The 18242-nt window shown below is 65.5% G+C and carries 20 protein-coding genes and 1 tRNA gene; 13 read left to right on the top strand and 8 right to left on the bottom strand.

Annotated elements, in window-relative coordinates:
* Window positions 1-4 precede the first annotated feature (4 nt).
* A complete protein-coding gene (locus HAPAU_RS08425) occupies window positions 5-190 on the top strand; it encodes a hypothetical protein (protein ID WP_245634059.1) in 186 nt (61 codons plus the stop codon).
* On the opposite strand, the gene HAPAU_RS08420 is transcribed toward HAPAU_RS08425, so the two are convergent.
* Window positions 187-1140 carry a zinc-dependent metalloprotease gene (locus HAPAU_RS08420; RefSeq protein WP_066381534.1) on the bottom strand — a complete coding sequence of 318 codons (954 nt, stop codon included), beginning with the start codon at window positions 1138-1140 and terminating at the stop codon, window positions 187-189. The genes HAPAU_RS08425 and HAPAU_RS08420 overlap by 4 nt on opposite strands.
* A 39-nt stretch (window positions 1141-1179) precedes the next feature.
* Entirely contained in the window at window positions 1180-1623 is a 444-nt protein-coding gene (locus HAPAU_RS08415; protein ID WP_066381532.1) for a hypothetical protein, read from the bottom strand.
* 79 nt (window positions 1624-1702) lie between these two features.
* On the opposite strand from HAPAU_RS08415, the gene HAPAU_RS08410 reads away from it, so the two are divergent.
* The 4 genes from HAPAU_RS08410 to purF all read left to right on the top strand — a co-directional run bounded on the left by HAPAU_RS08410 (window position 1703) and on the right by purF (window position 4766).
* The gene (locus HAPAU_RS08410; protein WP_066381531.1) at window positions 1703-2755 is read left to right on the top strand and encodes a M20/M25/M40 family metallo-hydrolase; all 1053 of its coding nucleotides are present in this window, start codon (window positions 1703-1705) and stop codon (window positions 2753-2755) included.
* A 41-nt stretch (window positions 2756-2796) separates the two neighbouring features.
* Complete coding sequence (locus HAPAU_RS08405) at window positions 2797-2982, top strand: LSM domain-containing protein (protein WP_066381530.1); 186 nt, start codon at window positions 2797-2799, stop codon at window positions 2980-2982.
* Window positions 2979-3155, top strand: a complete 177-nt coding sequence (locus HAPAU_RS08400; protein WP_066381528.1) for a 50S ribosomal protein L37e — start codon at window positions 2979-2981, stop codon at window positions 3153-3155. Before HAPAU_RS08405 ends, HAPAU_RS08400 begins: the two co-directional genes overlap by 4 nt.
* A 159-nt stretch (window positions 3156-3314) precedes the next feature.
* The gene (gene purF / locus HAPAU_RS08395) at window positions 3315-4766 is read left to right on the top strand and encodes an amidophosphoribosyltransferase (RefSeq protein ID WP_066381525.1); all 1452 of its coding nucleotides are present in this window, start codon (window positions 3315-3317) and stop codon (window positions 4764-4766) included.
* 9 nt (window positions 4767-4775) lie between these two features.
* Here purF and HAPAU_RS08390 read toward each other — a convergent pair whose 3' ends face one another.
* On the bottom strand, window positions 4776-5339 hold the full coding sequence (locus HAPAU_RS08390) for a DUF420 domain-containing protein (RefSeq protein ID WP_066381523.1): 564 nt from the start codon (window positions 5337-5339) through the stop codon (window positions 4776-4778).
* A gap of 134 nt (window positions 5340-5473) precedes the next feature.
* Between HAPAU_RS08390 and HAPAU_RS08385 the strand changes: the two genes are divergently transcribed.
* Window positions 5474-6769, top strand: coding sequence for a polysaccharide deacetylase family protein (locus HAPAU_RS08385; protein ID WP_245634058.1), 1296 nt, complete (start codon window positions 5474-5476; stop codon window positions 6767-6769).
* Between the two features lie 285 nt (window positions 6770-7054).
* Here HAPAU_RS08385 and HAPAU_RS08375 read toward each other — a convergent pair.
* A tRNA-Leu gene (locus HAPAU_RS08375) sits at window positions 7055-7139 on the bottom strand.
* Window positions 7140-7271: 132 nt separating this feature from the next.
* Between HAPAU_RS08375 and HAPAU_RS08370 the strand changes: the two genes are divergently transcribed.
* The 4 genes from HAPAU_RS08370 to HAPAU_RS08355 all read left to right on the top strand — a co-directional run bounded on the left by HAPAU_RS08370 (window position 7272) and on the right by HAPAU_RS08355 (window position 11126).
* Window positions 7272-7766 carry a helix-turn-helix domain-containing protein gene (locus tag HAPAU_RS08370; protein WP_066381518.1) on the top strand — a complete coding sequence of 165 codons (495 nt, stop codon included), beginning with the start codon at window positions 7272-7274 and terminating at the stop codon, window positions 7764-7766.
* Between the two features lie 30 nt (window positions 7767-7796).
* Window positions 7797-9050: an alanyl-tRNA editing protein gene (locus HAPAU_RS08365; RefSeq protein ID WP_066381517.1), complete on the top strand. Its 1254-nt coding sequence runs from the start codon at window positions 7797-7799 to the stop codon at window positions 9048-9050.
* Window positions 9051-9088: 38 nt separating this feature from the next.
* Window positions 9089-10207 carry an acyl-CoA dehydrogenase family protein gene (locus HAPAU_RS08360; RefSeq protein ID WP_066381516.1) on the top strand — a complete coding sequence of 373 codons (1119 nt, stop codon included), beginning with the start codon at window positions 9089-9091 and terminating at the stop codon, window positions 10205-10207.
* Window positions 10208-10574: 367 nt separating this feature from the next.
* Complete coding sequence (locus HAPAU_RS08355; RefSeq protein WP_066381515.1) at window positions 10575-11126, top strand: HAD family hydrolase; 552 nt, start codon at window positions 10575-10577, stop codon at window positions 11124-11126.
* Window positions 11127-11132: 6 nt separating this feature from the next.
* Here the strand turns inward: HAPAU_RS08355 and HAPAU_RS08350 are convergent, their stop codons facing one another.
* Window positions 11133-11372, bottom strand: coding sequence for a DUF5822 domain-containing protein (locus HAPAU_RS08350; RefSeq protein WP_066381514.1), 240 nt, complete (start codon window positions 11370-11372; stop codon window positions 11133-11135).
* Between the two features lie 91 nt (window positions 11373-11463).
* On the opposite strand from HAPAU_RS08350, the gene panB reads away from it, so the two are divergent.
* Window positions 11464-12270 carry a 3-methyl-2-oxobutanoate hydroxymethyltransferase gene (gene panB / locus HAPAU_RS08345; RefSeq protein WP_066381513.1) on the top strand — a complete coding sequence of 269 codons (807 nt, stop codon included), beginning with the start codon at window positions 11464-11466 and terminating at the stop codon, window positions 12268-12270.
* On the opposite strand, the gene HAPAU_RS08340 is transcribed toward panB, so the two are convergent.
* Window positions 12264-13040 (bottom strand): alpha/beta fold hydrolase, encoded by a 777-nt coding sequence (locus HAPAU_RS08340; RefSeq protein WP_066381511.1) that lies wholly within the window; start codon window positions 13038-13040, stop codon window positions 12264-12266. The genes panB and HAPAU_RS08340 overlap by 7 nt on opposite strands.
* A 141-nt stretch (window positions 13041-13181) precedes the next feature.
* On the opposite strand from HAPAU_RS08340, the gene HAPAU_RS08335 reads away from it, so the two are divergent.
* Both HAPAU_RS08335 and HAPAU_RS08330 read left to right on the top strand, forming a co-directional pair.
* Window positions 13182-13430, top strand: a complete 249-nt coding sequence (locus HAPAU_RS08335; protein WP_066381509.1) for a DUF7127 family protein — start codon at window positions 13182-13184, stop codon at window positions 13428-13430.
* The gene (locus HAPAU_RS08330) at window positions 13427-15697 is read left to right on the top strand and encodes a CDC48 family AAA ATPase (RefSeq protein WP_066381507.1); all 2271 of its coding nucleotides are present in this window, start codon (window positions 13427-13429) and stop codon (window positions 15695-15697) included. The genes HAPAU_RS08335 and HAPAU_RS08330 overlap by 4 nt, the downstream gene beginning before the upstream one ends.
* 16 nt (window positions 15698-15713) lie before the next feature.
* Here HAPAU_RS08330 and HAPAU_RS08325 read toward each other — a convergent pair whose 3' ends face one another.
* Together HAPAU_RS08325 and HAPAU_RS08320 are read right to left on the bottom strand one after the other, a co-directional pair.
* Window positions 15714-17315 carry a hypothetical protein gene (locus HAPAU_RS08325; RefSeq protein WP_066381505.1) on the bottom strand — a complete coding sequence of 534 codons (1602 nt, stop codon included), beginning with the start codon at window positions 17313-17315 and terminating at the stop codon, window positions 15714-15716.
* A gap of 73 nt (window positions 17316-17388) precedes the next feature.
* Window positions 17389-18222, bottom strand: coding sequence for a DNA replication complex subunit Gins51 (locus HAPAU_RS08320; RefSeq protein WP_066381503.1), 834 nt, complete (start codon window positions 18220-18222; stop codon window positions 17389-17391).
* Window positions 18223-18242 lie beyond the last annotated feature (20 nt).

Here is an 18242-nt window from a genome sequence, read left to right as displayed (position 1 = left end):
GCCGATGAGCGACGAGGAGCGACGTGCGGGGTACCAGCGACTGTACACCGGATTCGTCGTTCTGGTCGGCCTCTCGGCGGGACTGATGGCGCTGTCGGGCGGGGCGACGCTCGCGCAGGCCGCACTCGTTACCGGCGTGGGGCTGGCGCTGGGCGGGGCGTTGATCTGGTGGCTGCTCTGGACCGCTTAATCGACGCGCGCGAGCCACTGCATTGGCTCGTCGAGTTCCTCGCTCGACGGGAGCGTCTCCGGGGAGTCCCAGACGACGCTCGCACCCTCGACCCCCCGGACGTCCGCGACGGCCTCGAAGAAGGCCTTCCCGCGTTCGTACTGGCGGCGCTTGAGGCCGAGTCCGAGGAGTCTACGCATCAGTTGTGCGAGCGGGCCGCCGCCGCGGCGTCGCTCGTCGACTTTCTCGCGCAGGTCCGCGTACTCGTCGTCGAAGGCCCGATCCATGATCAGTTCGGCGTACCCCTCGACGGCGGTCATCGTCGCGTCGAGTTCGCGGAAGGCGTCGCGGTCGAACCGACCGTTCGCCAGTTCTTCGATACCGCGTTCCATTCCCCGTTCGAGGTGGCCCGACAGCCATGGGGCCGCGCCGAACTCGGCGGCGTGAGCCACTTCGTGGAAGGCGATCCATCGCCTGAAACGCTCCTCTTCGACGTCGAGTTCGGTCGCCACCCGTCGGATGTTCGGGTGGACGAAGTACAGCGCGTGCTCGGCGTCGCCCTCCGCGAGCAGGAGGGGGTCGTACTGTCCCAGTACGTTCTTCCCGAGAAACGAGAGCATGAGCGTCGTCGAACCGGTGTTCAGTACCCGCGAGACGTCCGGAAAGAAGACGTCGGTGCGGGTCTCGATCGGGGCCATCACCCGACGAAACGTCGAGACGTTGGCGTCGATCCAGTGGTGGCGGTTCTGGATCTCGATGGTTTCGGGGAGATCGAAGGAGACCGAAGCGACCTCCCGGATCGAGCGGCGGGCGGCTTTGACGTCCGTGCGGTAGCCCTCGATCTCGCTCTCGGTGAGATCGACCGAACCGGGCGAAGTGACGTCCTTTGCGGCCGCCCCGACCGCGGCCCAATCGACAGGGCCATTGCCGGAGGCCTGCGAAATAGTGCGGAGACTGCGAAGGGGATTCACGCGACTCCGTTGGGGCCGCGCGGAGAAAATGCTTCGGGACTAGTTCTCGTACTCGGAGAGTTCGACTTCCTCGTACTCCTCGACGTCGCCGCCCGCGACGAACTTCTTCGCGACCGCGGCAACGACCAGCAGGAACAACAGCCCGATGACCAGTCCGAGGCTCCCGCCCGATCCCTCGGCGTCCGCCTCGTCCCCGTTCTCGTCTTCGACTTCGACCTCGGTCGCCTCGCTCTCCTCGTCGACGGCGTCGTCCCCGCTCTCTTTCGATTCTCGCGAGAACAGGCCACTGGAGGCCTCCTCGTCGTCCCCGGTCTCCTCGTCGGCCGCCTTCTTCGAGCCGAACAGACCGAGTTTCGAACCCTTATTCTCGAACTCCTCTACTTTCTCTGCGAGTTCGCCCCCGAAGCGCGGACTCGGGCTGAACTCGAAGCCGCCAGCGTCTTCGATGTTGATCTCGAGCAGCGTCGTCTTCTTCTCTCCCATGGTCCACAGTGGGCCGACCGAACACTTAGCCGTTGTGGACGGTCCCAACGTTGATAGGTGGGCGCTCGACACCACGGGTATGGACGATCCTCAACGCGCGTTCCTCGAGGAATTGCTCACTACGCCTTCCCCCTCCGGATTCGAGACCGACGGCCAGCGCGTCTGGACCGAGTACGTCCGCGAGTTCGCCGACGACGTGCGAACCGACGCCTACGGCAACGCTGTCGCCACGAGAGAGGGCGGCCCCACGGAGATCGCGGTCGTCGGCCACGCCGATCAGATCGGCTACATCGTTCGCCGGATCGACGACGACGGCTACCTGCACCTCGGATCGATCGGCGGAGTCGACGAGACCGTCTCGCGGGGCCAGTACGTGGTCGTTCACGCCGATTCGGGGTCCGTCTCGGGCGTGATCGGGCAGACCGCGATCCATCTGCGCGAGGGCGACGAGGAGGGCGACGAGATCCGCGATCAAAAAGTCGACATCGGGGCGGCGGACGGCGAGGCCGCCCGCGAACTCGTCTCCGTGGGCGACCCGATCACGGTCGAGTCCCGAGTCCGGGAGCTTCAGGGGAGCCGACTGGCGGCGAGCGGCCTCGACAACCGGGTCGGGACGTGGATCGCCGCGGAAGTCCTGCGGGCGGTCGCCGACGACGAGGGACCGACGGTCCACGCCGTGAGCACGGTCCAGGAGGAACTCGGCGTTCGGGGTGCGCGGATGGTCGGGTTCGACCTGTCGCCCGACGTCGCCATCGCCGTCGACGTGACCCACGCGAGCGACGGTGCGGACGCCCCAGCGGACCGCGGCGGCGACATCGACCTCGGTTCGGGGCCGGTGATCGGGCGAGGGAGCGCGAACCACCCGGCGCTGGTCGAGGCGCTCAGGTCCGCGGCAAGTGAGGCCGAGATCGCCGTCCAGCTCGAGGCCCTCGGAACCGCGACCGGCACCGACGCCGACGCTTTTTATACTGCTCAGGGCGGGATTCCATCTCTAAACCTCTCGATTCCCAATCGGTACATGCACACCCCGGTCGAAGTCGTCGACACTGACGACCTCCGCGATTCGGTAGCGCTGCTTACGGCATTTCTCGACCGCACGGCGGATGACGAGGAGTTCTCGGTCGGGGTGTAAATTCCGGTACCCTTAAGTGAGAATCGGGTGCGGGTAGGGGTATGAGTGGACGACCGCTAGACGTACTCGAAGCGGCGATCGGCGACGTCGTGACCGTGCGCCTGAAGGACGGCGAGGAGTTCGTCGGCACGCTGACGGGGTACGACCAGCACATGAACGTCGTCGTCGAGGAGGACGACAACACAACGATTATACGCGGCGATAACGTCGTTTCGATAACTCCATGACTGGTGCAGGCACCCCGAGCCAGGGCAAGAAGAACGTCACTACGCACACCAAGTGTCGGCGCTGTGGCGAGAAGTCGTATCACACGAAAAAGAAGGTCTGCTCCTCGTGTGGCTTCGGCAATTCGAAGAAACGCCGCGGCTACGAGTGGCAGGGCAAGACCGGCGACAACTGACCCGACTCTCTCTTTCCGGTTTCTCCTCCGGTGAGCGACGCGTCGGTGCGGTCGGTCGGTTCGTCAGTATCACCCACAAACGTGCATACAACAGGTGATACGGGGCGGTAGCGATCCATCTACGTGGGATTTTTACTGTTGGGAACCCATCCGACTCGTATGGACACGGGGCAGACCGTCGACGGGCCGACCGAGAAGTGCGGCGTCGTCGGCGTCTCCTTCCGGGACCGGGACGCCGCACGGCCGCTGTATTACTCGCTGTACGCGCTTCAGCACCGCGGCCAGGAGTCGGCGGGAATCGTCACCCACGACGGCTTCCAGCAGCACAGTCATGTGGGGATGGGACTGGTCGGCGACGCCTTCTCGGAGGACGATCTCGACGGTCTCAACGGGCGGACGGGGATCGGACACGTCCGGTATCCGACCGCGGGAAGCATCGACTCCTCCTGTGCACAGCCCTTCTCGGTCTCCTTCAAGAGTGGGTCGCTCGGACTGTCTCACAACGGCAACCTCGTCAACGCCGACGAGATCCGCGACGAACTCGCCGGAATGGGCCACGCCTTCACGTCCGACGGCGACACCGAAGTGATCGCCCACGACTTGGCGACGAACCTGCTGAACGAGGATCTGGTACGGGCGGTCAAACACACGATGAACCGGATCCACGGCTCCTATTCGCTCGCGATCTCCCACGACGACACCGTGCTCGGCCTGCGCGATCCCGAGGGCAATCGCCCGCTGTGTATCGGGAAACTCGAGGAAGGCTACATGGTCGCCTCCGAGTCGGCGGCGATCGACACCCTCGACGGCGAACTCGTCCGGGACGTGCGACCCGGCGAACTCGTCGTGCTCTCGCCGGAGGGCTTCGACTCCTACCAGCTCGTCGAGCGCGAGAACACCGCCCACTGCTTCTTCGAACACGTCTACTTCGCCCGGCCCGACAGCGTGATCGACGGGAACCTCGTCTACGAGGTACGCCGCGAACTGGGGAGACAGCTCTGGGCCGAAAGCGGGATCAACACCGATGTCGTGATGCCGGTCCCCGATTCGGGGCGTGCGTTCGCCTCAGGCTACGCCGAGGCCTCCGAGGGCGTGGAGTTCGCGGAGGGGCTGATGAAGAACCGCTACGTCGGACGCACCTTCATCATGCCCACCCAGGACGAACGCGAGCGCGCAGTCAGGCTGAAGCTCAACCCGATCAAGTCGACCGTCGAGGGCAAGTCCGTGACCCTGATCGACGACAGCATCGTCCGGGGGACGACCTCGAACCAGCTGGTCTCCCTGCTGCGGGAGGCCGGCGCAACGGAGGTCCACCTCCGGATCGGCTCGCCGCCGATCACCGCCCCCTGTTACATGGGGATCAACATGGCGACCCGCGAGGAGCTGATCGCCGCCGGCGGGCCGGTCGAGGACGTCGAAGAGGAGATCGGAGCGGACAGCCTCGCGTATCTCTCGGTCGACGCGATCGCTGAGGCCCTCGGCGAGGACCACGACGACCTCTGTCTCGGCTGTGTCACGGGGGAGTACCCCTACGAGATCAGTGGGGAAGAGACCGACCGGGACGTCGAGCGCCCGCGGACCGACGATCGAGAGCTTCCTGCGGACGACTGATTTACGCTATCAGTAGACGACGTGCAACAGCGTGTAGACGACGATTCCGAGGCTGAAGGAGACCAACCACAGCGAGGCGGCGACTCGACCGATCGTCGGGTGAGGTGTACGCCCGAGTTCGCTCACCGGATACGAAACCGCGAGCAACAGCGCGTAGTAGACCAGCGGGATACAGACCACGGCAAGCAGGATATGCACGCCCAAAAGCGGGAGGTAGACGAACTGATAGACCGTCTGTGGGCCGGGAAACGGTTCGGGACCGCCTAAGCGGATCAGCCGATAGAGATAGAGCGCGAGAAAACCGGCGAACAGGCCGGTCGAGGCGAGCATCGCGCGACGGTGTTTTCCGATCCGTCCGTGACGGATCCAGTACCACCCGGCCGAGATCGTGACGATCGCCGAGAGGCTGATGAGGGCGTTGAGAAGGGGGATCGAACGCACGACCCAGTCAGGGGATTCGGGGACGAGGCCGCTCGGGATATACCCGAGGGCGGCGCCGAAGACGATCGCGAGCGAAACGACGGTCAACACGCCGGTCAACGCGGGTACGTGTGCACGGACCTGCCGTTGCATACCCGATGGAAGGGGCGAGGGGCGTATAGCCGTTGTCACCCGTCCCTAAAATACATAATCAATCCGTTATGAGAAGGTTAATAGGATTTAAGCCCCGTATTAGAAAGAGGACGCGGTACGGAGAACACATCGACATGAGAAAATCACTATCCCGACGGACCTTCATCGGCACGGTTGGCGCCTCCTCCATCGCACTCGCCGGCTGTATGGGCGATGGGAACGATACCAACGGAAACGACAACGACGACAACTCCGGGAACGGAAATGGTAACAACAACAATAGCGACAACGAGGGCAATGACAACGGTGGCGGCTCGAACGAGGCCGCACAGGCCGCTGCGACCGAGTACGGCGAGGTACTCGACGATTTCGAGAGCATCAACTGGTACGCGCTCCGGGACGAGCAAATCAATCCTGACGACAGCCAGGCGGTCACCGGCAACCAGTCGATGGCGGTCACGCTGGACAGCAACGTCTCGACGGTCGCGTTGGCACCCTCCTCGCCGCTTGACCTCACCGACAAGTACCTCTCGGCGGCGGTGAAGGTCAACTCGCCCGTCGGCGGACGACTGTCGCTTCACGTTCGGGCGCCCAACGGCGACAACTACGTCACCTCATCGCGCACGCTTCCGAGCGGCGTCGACGAGTGGTTCCGGGTCGACTTCGGGTACACGGTGGGCTACGGTGGTCCTGATTTCTCACAGGTCCAGGAACTCCGCCTCGAGATGGTCGGTCCCGACGGTAGTTCGGTCGACTATCGGGTCGACGACCTGCGGACGACGCCCGCACAGGACGAGAGCAACATCATCCTCGCCTTCTACGGCGGGCTACAGGAGCACTACGAAACGGTCTTCCCGATGCTCGAGGAACGTGGCTGGGTCGGGACCCTCGGGATCTCACAGGACCTGCTCAACACGTCGGGGCGGCTCTCGATCGACCAACTGCGGGAGATGCGTGATGCCGGTTGGGACGTCTGTTCGTACCCGATGCACGCCGGCGACATGACCCAATACGGAATGGAAGAACAGCGCCGGATCGTCGAGAACAACCGCGATTACCTCGCGAACCGCGGGTTCGAAGAGGGATCCCAGCACTTTTTCACGCCGCGCAATCGGATGAACAACGACCTGCTGAACGTCCTGCGTGACACCCACGAGACGGCGTACGTCTTCGGCGGGTGTTCGAGCGGTATCCCGCCGACGGGACGTCACACAATCTCCGCGATCAGCGGGTCGAGCTTCCAGAGCACCCGCAAGCCGATTCTCCGGGCGGACATCCACAATCAGGTCGTCGTCCCGTACTTCGAGCATATCGGTCCGGAGGGGATGAGCGTCGAGGAGTTCGAGATGCAACTCGACCGCATCGAGGACAACTCCTACGGCGCCGGCCTCGAACCGATCACGCCGACCCAACTGCTCGAGAACTACTGAACTGACCGAACTCACGCGACCGACTTTTCGAGGATCGGTTTTTGATCACGGGGCGCGTCCCCGAGATGCGAGAACGCGACGAACCATCGACTGGTGAGGGGAATTGCGCCGCTGATCGGTATGTAACGTCGGAAGTATTGTGCGTGGGTGATGTCCACGGAGGGACCACGCCGGAACGGCGAAGCCGTTCCGACCGGCCGCCGAGCGGTGCCCGGCGGAATCACCTGCATCGGTTCGCTCGGCGGTGTGGCCGCCTCGCGTTTCGCGGCGGAGCCGCGTAGACGATGCGTGGGACCGGATTTGAACCGGCGGACCCCTACGGGACAGCGCCCTCAACGCTGCGCCGTTGGCCTGGCTTGGCTACCCACGCTCGTTGTGTCTTTGCACCCGTCTCTATTCCACCTCCCATAAAAGGGCTTTCGCTTCGCCAGCCCCGTGGTTGGGCCTGTCACTACCCCGGTGGCGACAGTATATTCAAATGTCCGTGTTGCGTATCGGTCACATGGCGAAATACTCCACCGGCGACTCCACGGGCGGGGGCGACGCCGGCTCCTGTGAACTCTGTGGGGCCTCTTCGGGCTCGCTCAAGACGGCCTCCATCGCCGGGGCGACCCTCAAGGTCTGCGCTTCGTGTGCGCCCCACGACGACGCCGAGAAGAAACGCGACGGGCAATCGAAAGAGAGCGACCGGAAGAAACGTGCTGCCCGGAAGGTCGCCGAGCTGCAGGACGCCCAAGGGGGCGATTCGAGCCGCTGGGAACGGGAAGGGACGAACTACGCCGACGACCCGCTTCCCTACCTCGTCTCGGGCTACGGCGACCGATTCAGGGAGGCCAGACAGGACGCCGGACTGCAGATCCACGAACTCGCCGAGTCGTTGGACGTTCCCGAAGAGCAGCTCATGGCAGTCGAACAGGGTCGGGCCGCCCGCGCGGGCGTCGGCGGTTCGCTCATCGCGGACATCGAATCCGACCTGGGTATCGAACTCGCCGAGTAGGTTTTTGGCGCTCGGGTGACAGCCCCACCTATGGACTCGCTCGCACCACAGGATCCCGAGACGACCGCGTTCGAAGCGCGGGTCGAAAACCGAACCGGCCCGGAGGTCGTTCTCGACCGCACCTACTTCTACCCCGAAAGCGGCGGCCAGCCCGCCGACAGGGGCGAGATCAACGGAATCCCGGTGATCGATGTCCAGAAACGCGACGGCGAGGTCGTCCACACGCTCGTCGAGGAAATCGACATTAAACCCGGTGGGACCGTCTCCTGTACGATCGACACGGGATTTCGGACCTACTGTATGCGCACTCACACGGCGAGTCACGTCCTCTATGGGGCCGCCCGACCCCTACTCGACGAACTGGGCTACGGCGGGTTCGATATCGACGAGCGAAAGGCCCGGATCGACTTCGAGACCACCACGGACATCGACGACGGCGTGCTGGTCGAACTCGAAGCCCGCGCGAACCGAGCGGTCTGGGAGAGCCGGCCGGTCACGTGGGAGACGGTCCCCGTCGACGAAGCGCGTTCGCGCGAGGAAGTCGCCTTCAACACCAAGACCGAAGAGGGCGTCTTCGGCGACGGCAAGGGGGTTCGGATCGTGACCATTGGAGCCGCCGGAGCCAACCGGGACGACGCGAAGCGTCGCTCCGCTGGTCCCACGACGACGCCGTGGGACGCGGCGGCCTGTGGCGGCACCCACGTCTCGAACACCCGCGAGATCGGTTTCATCTCGGTTCTCGACCGCTCGAACCCCGGCGAGGGCCTCACGAGAATCGAACTCGCGGTCGGTCCCGCGGCCATCGACCACCGCACCGAGACTCGGACGGCGGCGCTGTCGGCCGCCCGGGAACTCGGAGTCGGCGTGGCGCCCCTTCCAGAGGCGATCGAGCGCCAGCGAGAGACGCTGACGGAACTGGAAGGCGAGCGCGACGCATTGCTCGACCGGATCGCCGAGACGCAGATCGAGGCGATCCGCGAGGAGACCGTCGAGTGTGCGGGTGAACGCTGGCTCGTCGGATCGCTGTCGGGTGTCGATGGCGACACGCTGGCGGATCGGGCGCGTGCGCTGGCCGGCGAGGACTGCGAGGTCGCCGCGTTCGTGAGCGACGAGCGGCCCGTGACGGTCGTGGTCGCGAGCGCGGGCGAGACGGATGCAAGCGCCGTGATCGACACCCTGACTACGGAGTTCAGCGGCGGCGGTGGCGGTGGTCCGGAGTTCGCACAGGCCGGCGGGATAGACGCCGATTCCGAGACGGTCGTCGACTCGCTACGGAGCCACTGAAACGATCATCTTTTTTCGCCCGTGACCGAACGGGCGGCATGGAACTCACCGCGGAACAACGGGCGATCCGGGACGTGGTCCGGGAGTTCGCCGTCGAGGAACTACAACCCCGTGCGGCCGAGGCCGACCGGACACAGACGTTTCCCGAGGCGGTCTGGGACGGGCTCGCCGAACTAGATCTCACCGGGCTCACGGTCCCCGAGGAGTACGGCGGGTTCGAGTCCGACAGGACGACCTACAGCCTCGTCAACGAGGAGTTGGCCCGCGGGCATCTCTCGATCGCGACCGCGCTTTCGGTTCACTGTCTGGCCACCTCGTGTATCGCAGGGTTCGGGAGCGACGACCTGAAAAAGCGATGGCTCCCCGAGATGGTCTCGGGGCGGCCCGTCGGGGCCTTCGCGCTCTCGGAACCCGACGCGGGCTCGAACCCCGCAGAGATGTCGACCCGGGCCGAACGGGACGGAGACGAGTACGTGATCAACGGGAAGAAACAGTGGATCACGAACGGCTCGCGCGCGGGCGTCGTGATCCTCTTTGCTAAGACCGGTGACGGCGAGGTCACGCAGTTCCTCGTGCCCGCCGACAGCGAGGGCCTCGAAGTAGGGAAGAAGGAGGAGAAACTCGGGCTTCGCGCGAGCGACACCACCGCCCTGTTGTTCGACGACGTGCGGATCCCGGCCGAGAACCGCCTCACGGAGGAGGGGCGCGGGCTGAGCGCCGCCCTCTCGATCCTGACCGGCGGGCGGATCGGGATCGCGAGTCAGGCGGTCGGACTGGCGCAGGCCGCAATGGACGACGCGCTGTCCTACGCCACCGAGCGCGAACAGTTCGGCGGCCCCATCTCGGAGATCCAGACGATTCAGCACAAACTCGCCGATATGGAGACGAAGCTCCGGGCCGCACGCCTCCTGACCCGCGAGGCCGCCCGCAAGGAGGACGCGGGCGAGGACCCGCGGCTGGACGCGAGCGTCGCCAAGTATTTCGCGAGCGAGGCGGCGATGGAGATCACCAACGAGGCCCTCCAGATCCACGGCGGGGCGGGCTACACCACCGACTTCGACGTCGAGCGCTACTACCGGGACGCTCGGATCACGACGATCTACGAGGGGACGAGTCAGATCCAGAAAACCGTGATCGCCCGCGAGTTGCTGAAATAGCGGTGCCGTACGTTCGATAGCGTTTCGGTGCGGATGCTGTCACGGCTGTGGTGGCCGGCGCGAACGTGGGCGGCAACAGCGCCGCCCGCGTGAGCGGGGGCGGGGAAGGGCTGGCGTTCCTAAGAGCGGCACGCGGTCGCGTGCCGCGACTCGGCGGAGCCTGGCGGTCCTCAGAAATCGGAGATTTCTGGGATCTCGCGGGAACGCAGTTCCCGCGGACCTCGCGGCGACTTCGTCGCCGCTCAGCCCAGAAAGACCGCGTAGCGGTCTTTTCTTGAGAACCGAAAAGGGCGAGGCGCGAGTGCCAACGAACGCCGAGGACTTTCGTGGGCAAGCTATTTTTCCCCCTCATCACCTACCACCCGGTATGACTGACGGCCTACGTTGGATCGACGACGGCTGGGAGGCGATCGTCTACGACCTCGACGGCACCCTCGTCGATCTGGCGGTCGACTGGGACGAGGTCGCGACCACGGTCGTGGGAACGTTCGCCGAGCGCGGGATCGACGCCGACGGCAACCTCTGGGACCTGCTCGAACGCGCCTCGCGGGTGGACCTGCGCGGTCGAGTCGAGGAGATCATCTCCGAGTACGAACGCGAGGGGGCACGGTACTCAGAACGGTTGCCCCTCGCAGAGCAGGTCGTCGCGGAGACGCGTCCGGTCGCGGTCTGCTCGCTCAACTGCGAGGAAGCCTGCCGAATAGCGCTCGATATCCACGGGTTGGAGGAACACGTCGACGCGGTGATCGGCCGGGACTCGGTCGCGAAGCCCAAACCGGACCCCGGGCCGCTCAAAGCGGCCGCAGAAGCGCTCGAAGTACCACTCGAACGGACGATGTTCGTCGGCGACACCGACAGGGATGCGATCACGGCCGAGCGCGCCGGAACGGGGTTTCTGTACGTTCGGGACCTTGTCTGAGTCGCGCTACGCCCGCGATACCCGTTTTCGCGCGTAGAAGAACGTGGTGAGGCCGATCGCGATCCAGACGACCGATCCCACTCGGATCGTGAACTCGAGGCGGTCGCCCCACGTCGGCAGCACGGTCGCAGTAGAGAGCAGTGCGACCACGGGCGCGCCGACGACGATGGTGAGGACGAACGTGACCTGCATGACCCAGCCGTAGTCGACTCCCTCGGGATCGTGGCGCTCGACGGGGGTAGGCACGGTCGGGGAGACGGTTGGGGCGGTCGTAAGCCTGTGGATTCGAGCCACACGAACCGCGGGCGTTTAGGCCGGGCGGCGATAACTCTCACCCATGCCGACTGTCGCGGACATTCGCGCGGCCGACGAGACGATAACGATGCTGACCGCTTACGACGCCCCGACCGCCGAACTGGTCGAGGGCGCGGGGATTGACGTGATCCTCGTCGGCGACAGCATGGGTAACGCCGTGTTAGGCCACGACTCGACGCTTCCCGTGACGGTCGAGGAAGTCGCGAGCCGTACCGCCGCCGTCTCCCGTGTGACGGACGAGGCGCTCGTGGTCGCGGACATGCCGTTTCTCTCCTTCGGGGTCGACGAGGCCGACAGCATCGAGAACGCCGGCCGAATGATCAAGCAGGCGGGCGCGGACGCGATCAAGCTCGAAAGCGGCCCGCATACCGTTTCGCTGACCGAGCGCCTCGTCGAACTCGGGATCCCCGTGATGGCCCACCTCGGGCTCACCCCACAACGTGTGAACCAGCTCGGGGGCTACGGCCGGCAGGGAACGACGAAGGACACGGCAATGGAGATCGCCGACCTCGCACGTGCACACGAGGAGGCCGGCGCCTTCTCGCTCGTGCTCGAACACGTCCCGGCGAACCTCGCGGCACAGGTAACGGACGAACTCTCGATCCCGACGATCGGGATCGGCGCAGGATCGGATTGCGACGGTCAAGTCCTCGTGATCACCGACGTCATCGGACTCGGCGAGTGGTCCCCGCCCTTCTCGAAGCAGTTCGGGGACGTGCGTAGCGAGATCAGCTCAGCCGTAAGCGCGTACAAGGAGGCCGTCGAGGGCGGTGAGTTCCCCGCCGAGGAGCACTCCGAGACCGTCGAGGAAGTGAAGGACGTCTACTGACTGTTCTGCCCGAGAAATCGAGAGACAGTTTCGTTGAACTCCCGGGGACGTTCGAGCATCGCCAGATGGGCAGCCCCGTCGATCGTTTCGAACCCGCAGTCGGGCATCTCGCGCGCGAGATACTCGTGGTAGTCGGGGGGAGTCAGCCGGTCGTGTTCGCCACAGACCGCGAGCGCCGGAACCTCGACCCGGTCGAGGTCCCCCCGGACGTCAAACGTGTGACAGCTCCTGAAATCGCGCTCGACCACCGCGCGCCCACAGCCCTCCATCGCCTCCCGGGAGAGCGCGACGAGGTCGGTGTCGGCGTCGTAAAAGAGGTGTTCGGGCTCGTGGAGAAAGTCGAGGGCGCGCTCGAAGTCCTCGTCGAGCCACGCGAGCAGGTCCTCCAGAACCGCGAGTCGCGCGCCGGTACCCGTGAGAACGAGCGCGTCGAGTTCGAACTCCCGGTAGAGGGCGATGTGGAGGGCGACGGCCCCGCCCAGCGAGTTGCCCACGAGGACCCGTGAATCGGTTTCTCGCGCGACCGCAAGCACGTCGTCGGCGTACGCCGACAGCGTACTGAACCCCGCGTCGGCGTCGGTGTCCTCGCTGTCGCCGTGGCCCGAGAGGTCGAGCGCGATTACGGGCCGTTCGTCCGCCAACCGCGCTTGTGACTTCCAGACGGCACGCGAGCCCCCGCTTCCGTGAACGCAGACCATTGGGGCTCCTTGCCCACCGCGGTCGTGGCGTTCGTAGGCGGTCTCCCGACCGTGGTGTGTGACGGTTTCCATACGACCGGTTCGATCCCTCGTCTGATAAAGCTCATTACCCTGAACCACAATACAACCGTTTACGAGTGACCGCCCCCCGTGGATGCTACTGCTGGGAAAATATTTATATATTCTTGTGACTAACCTATAGTTAGTACCATCATGACGCCACAACACAGGACGGACGGGCGTGAGGTCTTCGCGCGTCGCTACGAGTACGACGACGAGTCCGTGATCGCGATCGATCTCGGTGGCGAGACGACCGACGCGACCGTCGACGTTATCGACGGGACCGCGATCGTCGTCATCGAGACGGAGGAGGGCGAACGCCAGGAGGAGTTCGACCTTCCCAGCGAGGAGGCACGAGCGTTTATCAGAAACGGCGTTCTCACTATCGAGGTAGAGGCATGAGCACGAAACTCACCGTCAAACCGTTGAAACAGAAGGACGCGGGTCGCGGGCTCGCGGCCGTCGACCGCGCCTCGATGCAGGAGCTGGACCTCGAGAACGGGGATTACATCCTCATCGGGGGACAGGACGGGGACCGTGCCGTGGCTCGGGTCTGGCCGGGCTACCCCGAGGACGACGGCCGCGGCGTGATCCGTATCGACGGCCGGCTCCGACAGGAGGCGAACGTCGGGATCGACGACCGGGCGAGCGTCGAGAAGGCCGAGGTCAAGCCCGCATCCGAGATCACCATCGCCACCCCCCAGAGTCTCCGGATCCAGGGCAACATCGGCCCACTCGTTCGGGATAGACTCAGCGGGCAGGCGATCACGCAGGGTCAGACCGTCCGCGTGGGCTTCGGAATCGGCCCGATGTCCGGCGGCGGCCGCGAGATCCCGCTGAAGATCGCCGACACGAGCCCGTCGGGAACGGTCGTCGTCACAGACAGCACGGAGATCACGATCAGCGAGAAGCCCGCAGAACAGATCCACGAAGGGGGCGGTGGAGCTTCCGAGGGCTCGCCCGACGTCACCTACGAGGACATCGGCGGGCTGGACCGTGAGCTCGAACAGGTCCGGGAGATGATCGAGCTGCCGATGCGTCACCCCGAACTGTTCCAGCAGCTCGGCATCGAGCCGCCGAAAGGCGTGCTGCTGCACGGCCCGCCGGGCACCGGCAAGACGCTGATGGCGAAGGCCGTCGCCAACGAGATCGACGCCCACTTCGATACGATCTCCGGCCCGGAGATCATGTCGAAGTACTACGGCGAGAGCGAGGAACGCCTGCGTGAGGTGTTCGAGGAGGCCGAAGAGAACGCCCCCGCGATCGTCTTCATCGACGAACTCGACTCGATCGCGCCCAAACGGGGCGAGACCTCCGGCGACGTCGAGCGCCGCGTCGTCGCCCAGCTGCTCAGCCTGATGGACGGCTTGGAGGAGCGCGGACAGGTCATCGTCATCGGCGCGACCAATCGCGTCGACGCGATCGACCCCGCACTCCGGCGTGGCGGTCGCTTCGACCGCGAGATCGAGATCGGCGTCCCCGACAAAGAGGGACGCCAGGAGATCCTGCAGGTCCACACCCGAGGCATGCCGCTTGCCGACGGGATCGACCTCGAACGATACGCCGAGAACACCCACGGGTTCGTCGGCGCGGACATCGCCACCCTCACGCGCGAGGCGGCAATGAACGCCCTCAGGAGAATTCGACCCGAACTCGACCTCGAGAGCCAAGAGATCGACGCCGACGTCCTCGACGCCCTGCAGGTGACCGCGGAGGACTTCAAGACGGCGCGCAAGGGTATCGAGCCCTCGGCGCTGCGTGAGGTGTTCGTCGAGGTTCCCGACACGAGTTGGGAGCAGGTCGGCGGTCTCGAGGACACCAAAGAGCGCCTGCGCGAGACGATCCAGTGGCCCCTCGAATATCCCGAGGTGTTCGAGGCGATGGATCTGGACGCCGCGAAGGGCGTCCTGCTGTATGGCCCGCCCGGAACTGGGAAGACACTCTTGGCGAAGGCCGTCGCCAACGAGGCCGAGTCGAACTTCATCTCGATCAAGGGCCCCGAACTGCTCAACAAGTTCGTCGGCGAGTCCGAGAAAGGAGTCCGCGAGGTGTTCAGCAAGGCCCGCGAGAACGCCCCGACGGTGATCTTCTTCGACGAGATCGACTCGGTCGCGGGCGAGCGGGGCCGCCAGTCGGGTGACTCGGGCGTCGGCGAGCGCATGGTCTCCCAACTCCTCACGGAGCTCGACGGCCTCGAGGAACTCGAGGACGTGGTCGTGATCGCGACCACCAACCGTCCGGACCTGATCGACTCGGCGCTGTTGCGCCCCGGTCGGCTCGACCGACACGTCCACGTGCCGGTGCCCGACGAGGAGGCCCGCCGGGCGATCTTCGCGGTCCACACCCGCGAGAAGCCGCTTGCGGACGACGTGGACCTCGACGAACTGGCCGAGGAGACGGAGGGCTACGTCGGCGCGGACATCGAAGCAGTCTGTCGGGAGGCCTCGATGGCCGCGACCCGCGAGTTCATCAACAGCGTCGGCCCCGAGGAGGCACTCGACAGCGTCGGCAACGTCCGAGTGAGCCGCGAGCACTTCGAGCAGGCCCTCGGGGAGGTCAACCCGAGCGTCACCGCGGAAACCCGCGAGCGCTACGAGGAGATCGAACAGCGCTTCGACCGGGGCGGAGCGGAACTCGAAGAGGACAACGTCAGCCGGACGTTCCAGTAGTCGCCCCAACTCCGTTTTACCCGACCCTCGCCGTCCGAAATCGACTCGTGGCGTGGCGATACGACCAGACGCTCGTTCCGACGACCGCGGCCGCGACTACACAGACGAGTCCGAGTCGAACCGCGTTCGTCGGTGTCGATCCAGAAAGCGCGCCGAGGATCGGCGGTCCGAAGACGGCGAGGCCGACACCGGCGATCCCGACGACAGCCACGTGACCGATCACCGCTCCCAGACTCGGCGTGATCGTCTCGTTTTTCGTCGCGGCGATCGGCTCGAACCGGGGGAGTGCGATCCCGAAGACGGGTGCGACGGTCGCACTCAGGGCTCCGAGCGACCCGACGACGATGGCGAGAAACGACGCGTTCAGCGGATCGAATCGCCCGATTACGGCACCGAGGGCGACACCGGCGAGTGAAACGGTGATCCACGGGAGGCCGGCGAGGACCCGAGCGCGGACGAACCGGTCCCCTGCAGGGGTCGTAAGCACTGCCGGAAGCGCCTTTCGTTCGTCGCCCAGCGGGTTCAACCCGAAGGTCGCGCCGGCGAAGGCCACACCCAGAACGACGAGGGCAGTCGAGAGCGCTGATGGCAGGGTCGACGGATCGCGAATCGCATCGAAGACGAGCCAGAAGAGGGGAAAGGAGTAGTAGATGAGGTGCGTGAAGCGCGAGGGCGCACGCAGTCCCCGGAGCCAGTACCACCAGACGAGCCAGCCGGTCGACCCGCGTGGCAGCCACGCCGGCGGTGTGTGCGCACTCGTCCGTACCGCCCCGGTCGAGTCCGAGGCGCCGAACCAGAGCGCCACCGACAGTCGATAATCGAGGGCGATCAAGACCGGAAGCGCACCGAGGACGAGCGCGACCGCCACGACCGTATCGAGCCCGACCGACGCGACAAGCGGCGTTCCCACCGCCAGTAGATCGACATACGCGGCGATCGGCACGATCGCGAGCAGGGAATCGAGATCGATCGAGAGGCCGAGCCATTCGGCCCCGCCGAAGAACAACATGGGCAAACTCCCGACGAGAACGCCCGCGAGGACGCCGAGAACGGTTCGGAGCCGATCGAACCCGCTCATGCGCTCGGCGGCGAGTTTCGTTGCGATCCCGGCGGTATGCCCGAGCAACACGACGAACACGAGCAACGGAAGCGCTACGAGGGCGGCGACGGGCACCAGCGTCGGCGCGCCCGCCCCGATGGCGAACCCCGTTGCGCCGACGAGCACGGCCGGGCCGAACAGGAACAGTTCGCGCGCGAACTCCGCGCTCAGGAGTCCCAGGAGGACGGTTCGGGGCGATACCGTCGTGAACAGGAGGTCCTCGTTGTCGATCCGGGCGCGGCGTTCGACGACCTGAAAGGCGATCATCCCCGCGAGAAAGAGGGTCCATCCGACCGCCTGACCAGCCATCGATTCAGTGATCGCCAGCGTTTGACCGGTCGGGAGGAACGACCCCATGACGTAGCCGATGACCCCGATGAACAGCGTCCACGCGGCGAACAAACAGAGCCCGAGTCCGACCGCGACCAGCGTCCAGCGATCGACCGTCGAGCGCCACCCCCGCAGGAGTTCGGTTCGTGCGATCCGAGTGACGTGGTGGAACTCGCCGCTGAGGGACATGAATCAGTATCGATACTGTAAACTAATCAATTATCCGATTAGTAATACTGTGAAAAATCGCCTCCGCTGACGATCAGTCGAGGCGTTCTGCGGCCTCGCGCTGGACGAGCGCGCCGGCGTTGGCCTCCGGCAGGCTCACGATGTCGTCGGCCGCGAGATCGTACTCGCGGTCGTCGATGCCGACGATCTCGCCGACGTCGCGGGTGATCCGGAGGGTGGTGCGGTCGATATCGTCGGTATCGCCCGCTGACTCCGTCGGGGTCGCCCCGTCCACCGGTTCGTCGGCGGGCGCTTCGTTGGAGCCGGAATCCGGTGTTTCGGGATCGTCGGTCACCGCGCCCGCGGCTGATGGGACCTGCTCGGGTTCGGGCTCCGAACCGTCGCCCATGAGGTCGGCGGCGCTCACGGACGACCCCTCGGTCGGAGTCGGCGTGTCCTCCGGGGGCGCGGCCGAATCGACCCGCACGGTCGCGCCGGTCTGCTCGGGATCGTCCGGCGATCCGACGGGGTCGGTGTCGGCCTCGCCGGCCAGTACGTCGAGGACGTGCGCACGGTTGTCCTTGATTCGGGCCACGAGATCAGAAAACAGCTTGCGTTCCTCGCTGGTGAGGCCGTCCTCGTTGGCGGGCATGTCGGCGGCGGCGAAGCTCGCGAGCTTGACGAGCTTCCCGACCCGGCGCTCGTAGATCGATTTCACCACCTGTTCGGTCGAGTCGATCTCGCTCGTCAGACGCTGGATTTCGGGGTCGTCGAAGGGGTCGTCCGCTTGGGCCGCACGCTCCGTCCGCTCGTCCTTCAGCGACTCGATGTGGGCCGCCACGTCCGTATAAAACGTATCTGAGAGGTGCTGGAGGCTATCCTTTCCCCGCTCGGTTTCCTTTACCTGTTGGAGTTCGCCGAGATCCACCTACCGACACACCTCCTCGA

It is taken from the genome of Halalkalicoccus paucihalophilus (assembly GCF_001593955.1).
GTDB lineage: Archaea > Halobacteriota > Halobacteria > Halobacteriales > Halalkalicoccaceae > Halalkalicoccus > Halalkalicoccus paucihalophilus.
The sequence above is the reverse complement of the archived record's forward strand: the minus strand, read 5'-3'. Positions and strand labels throughout refer to the sequence as shown.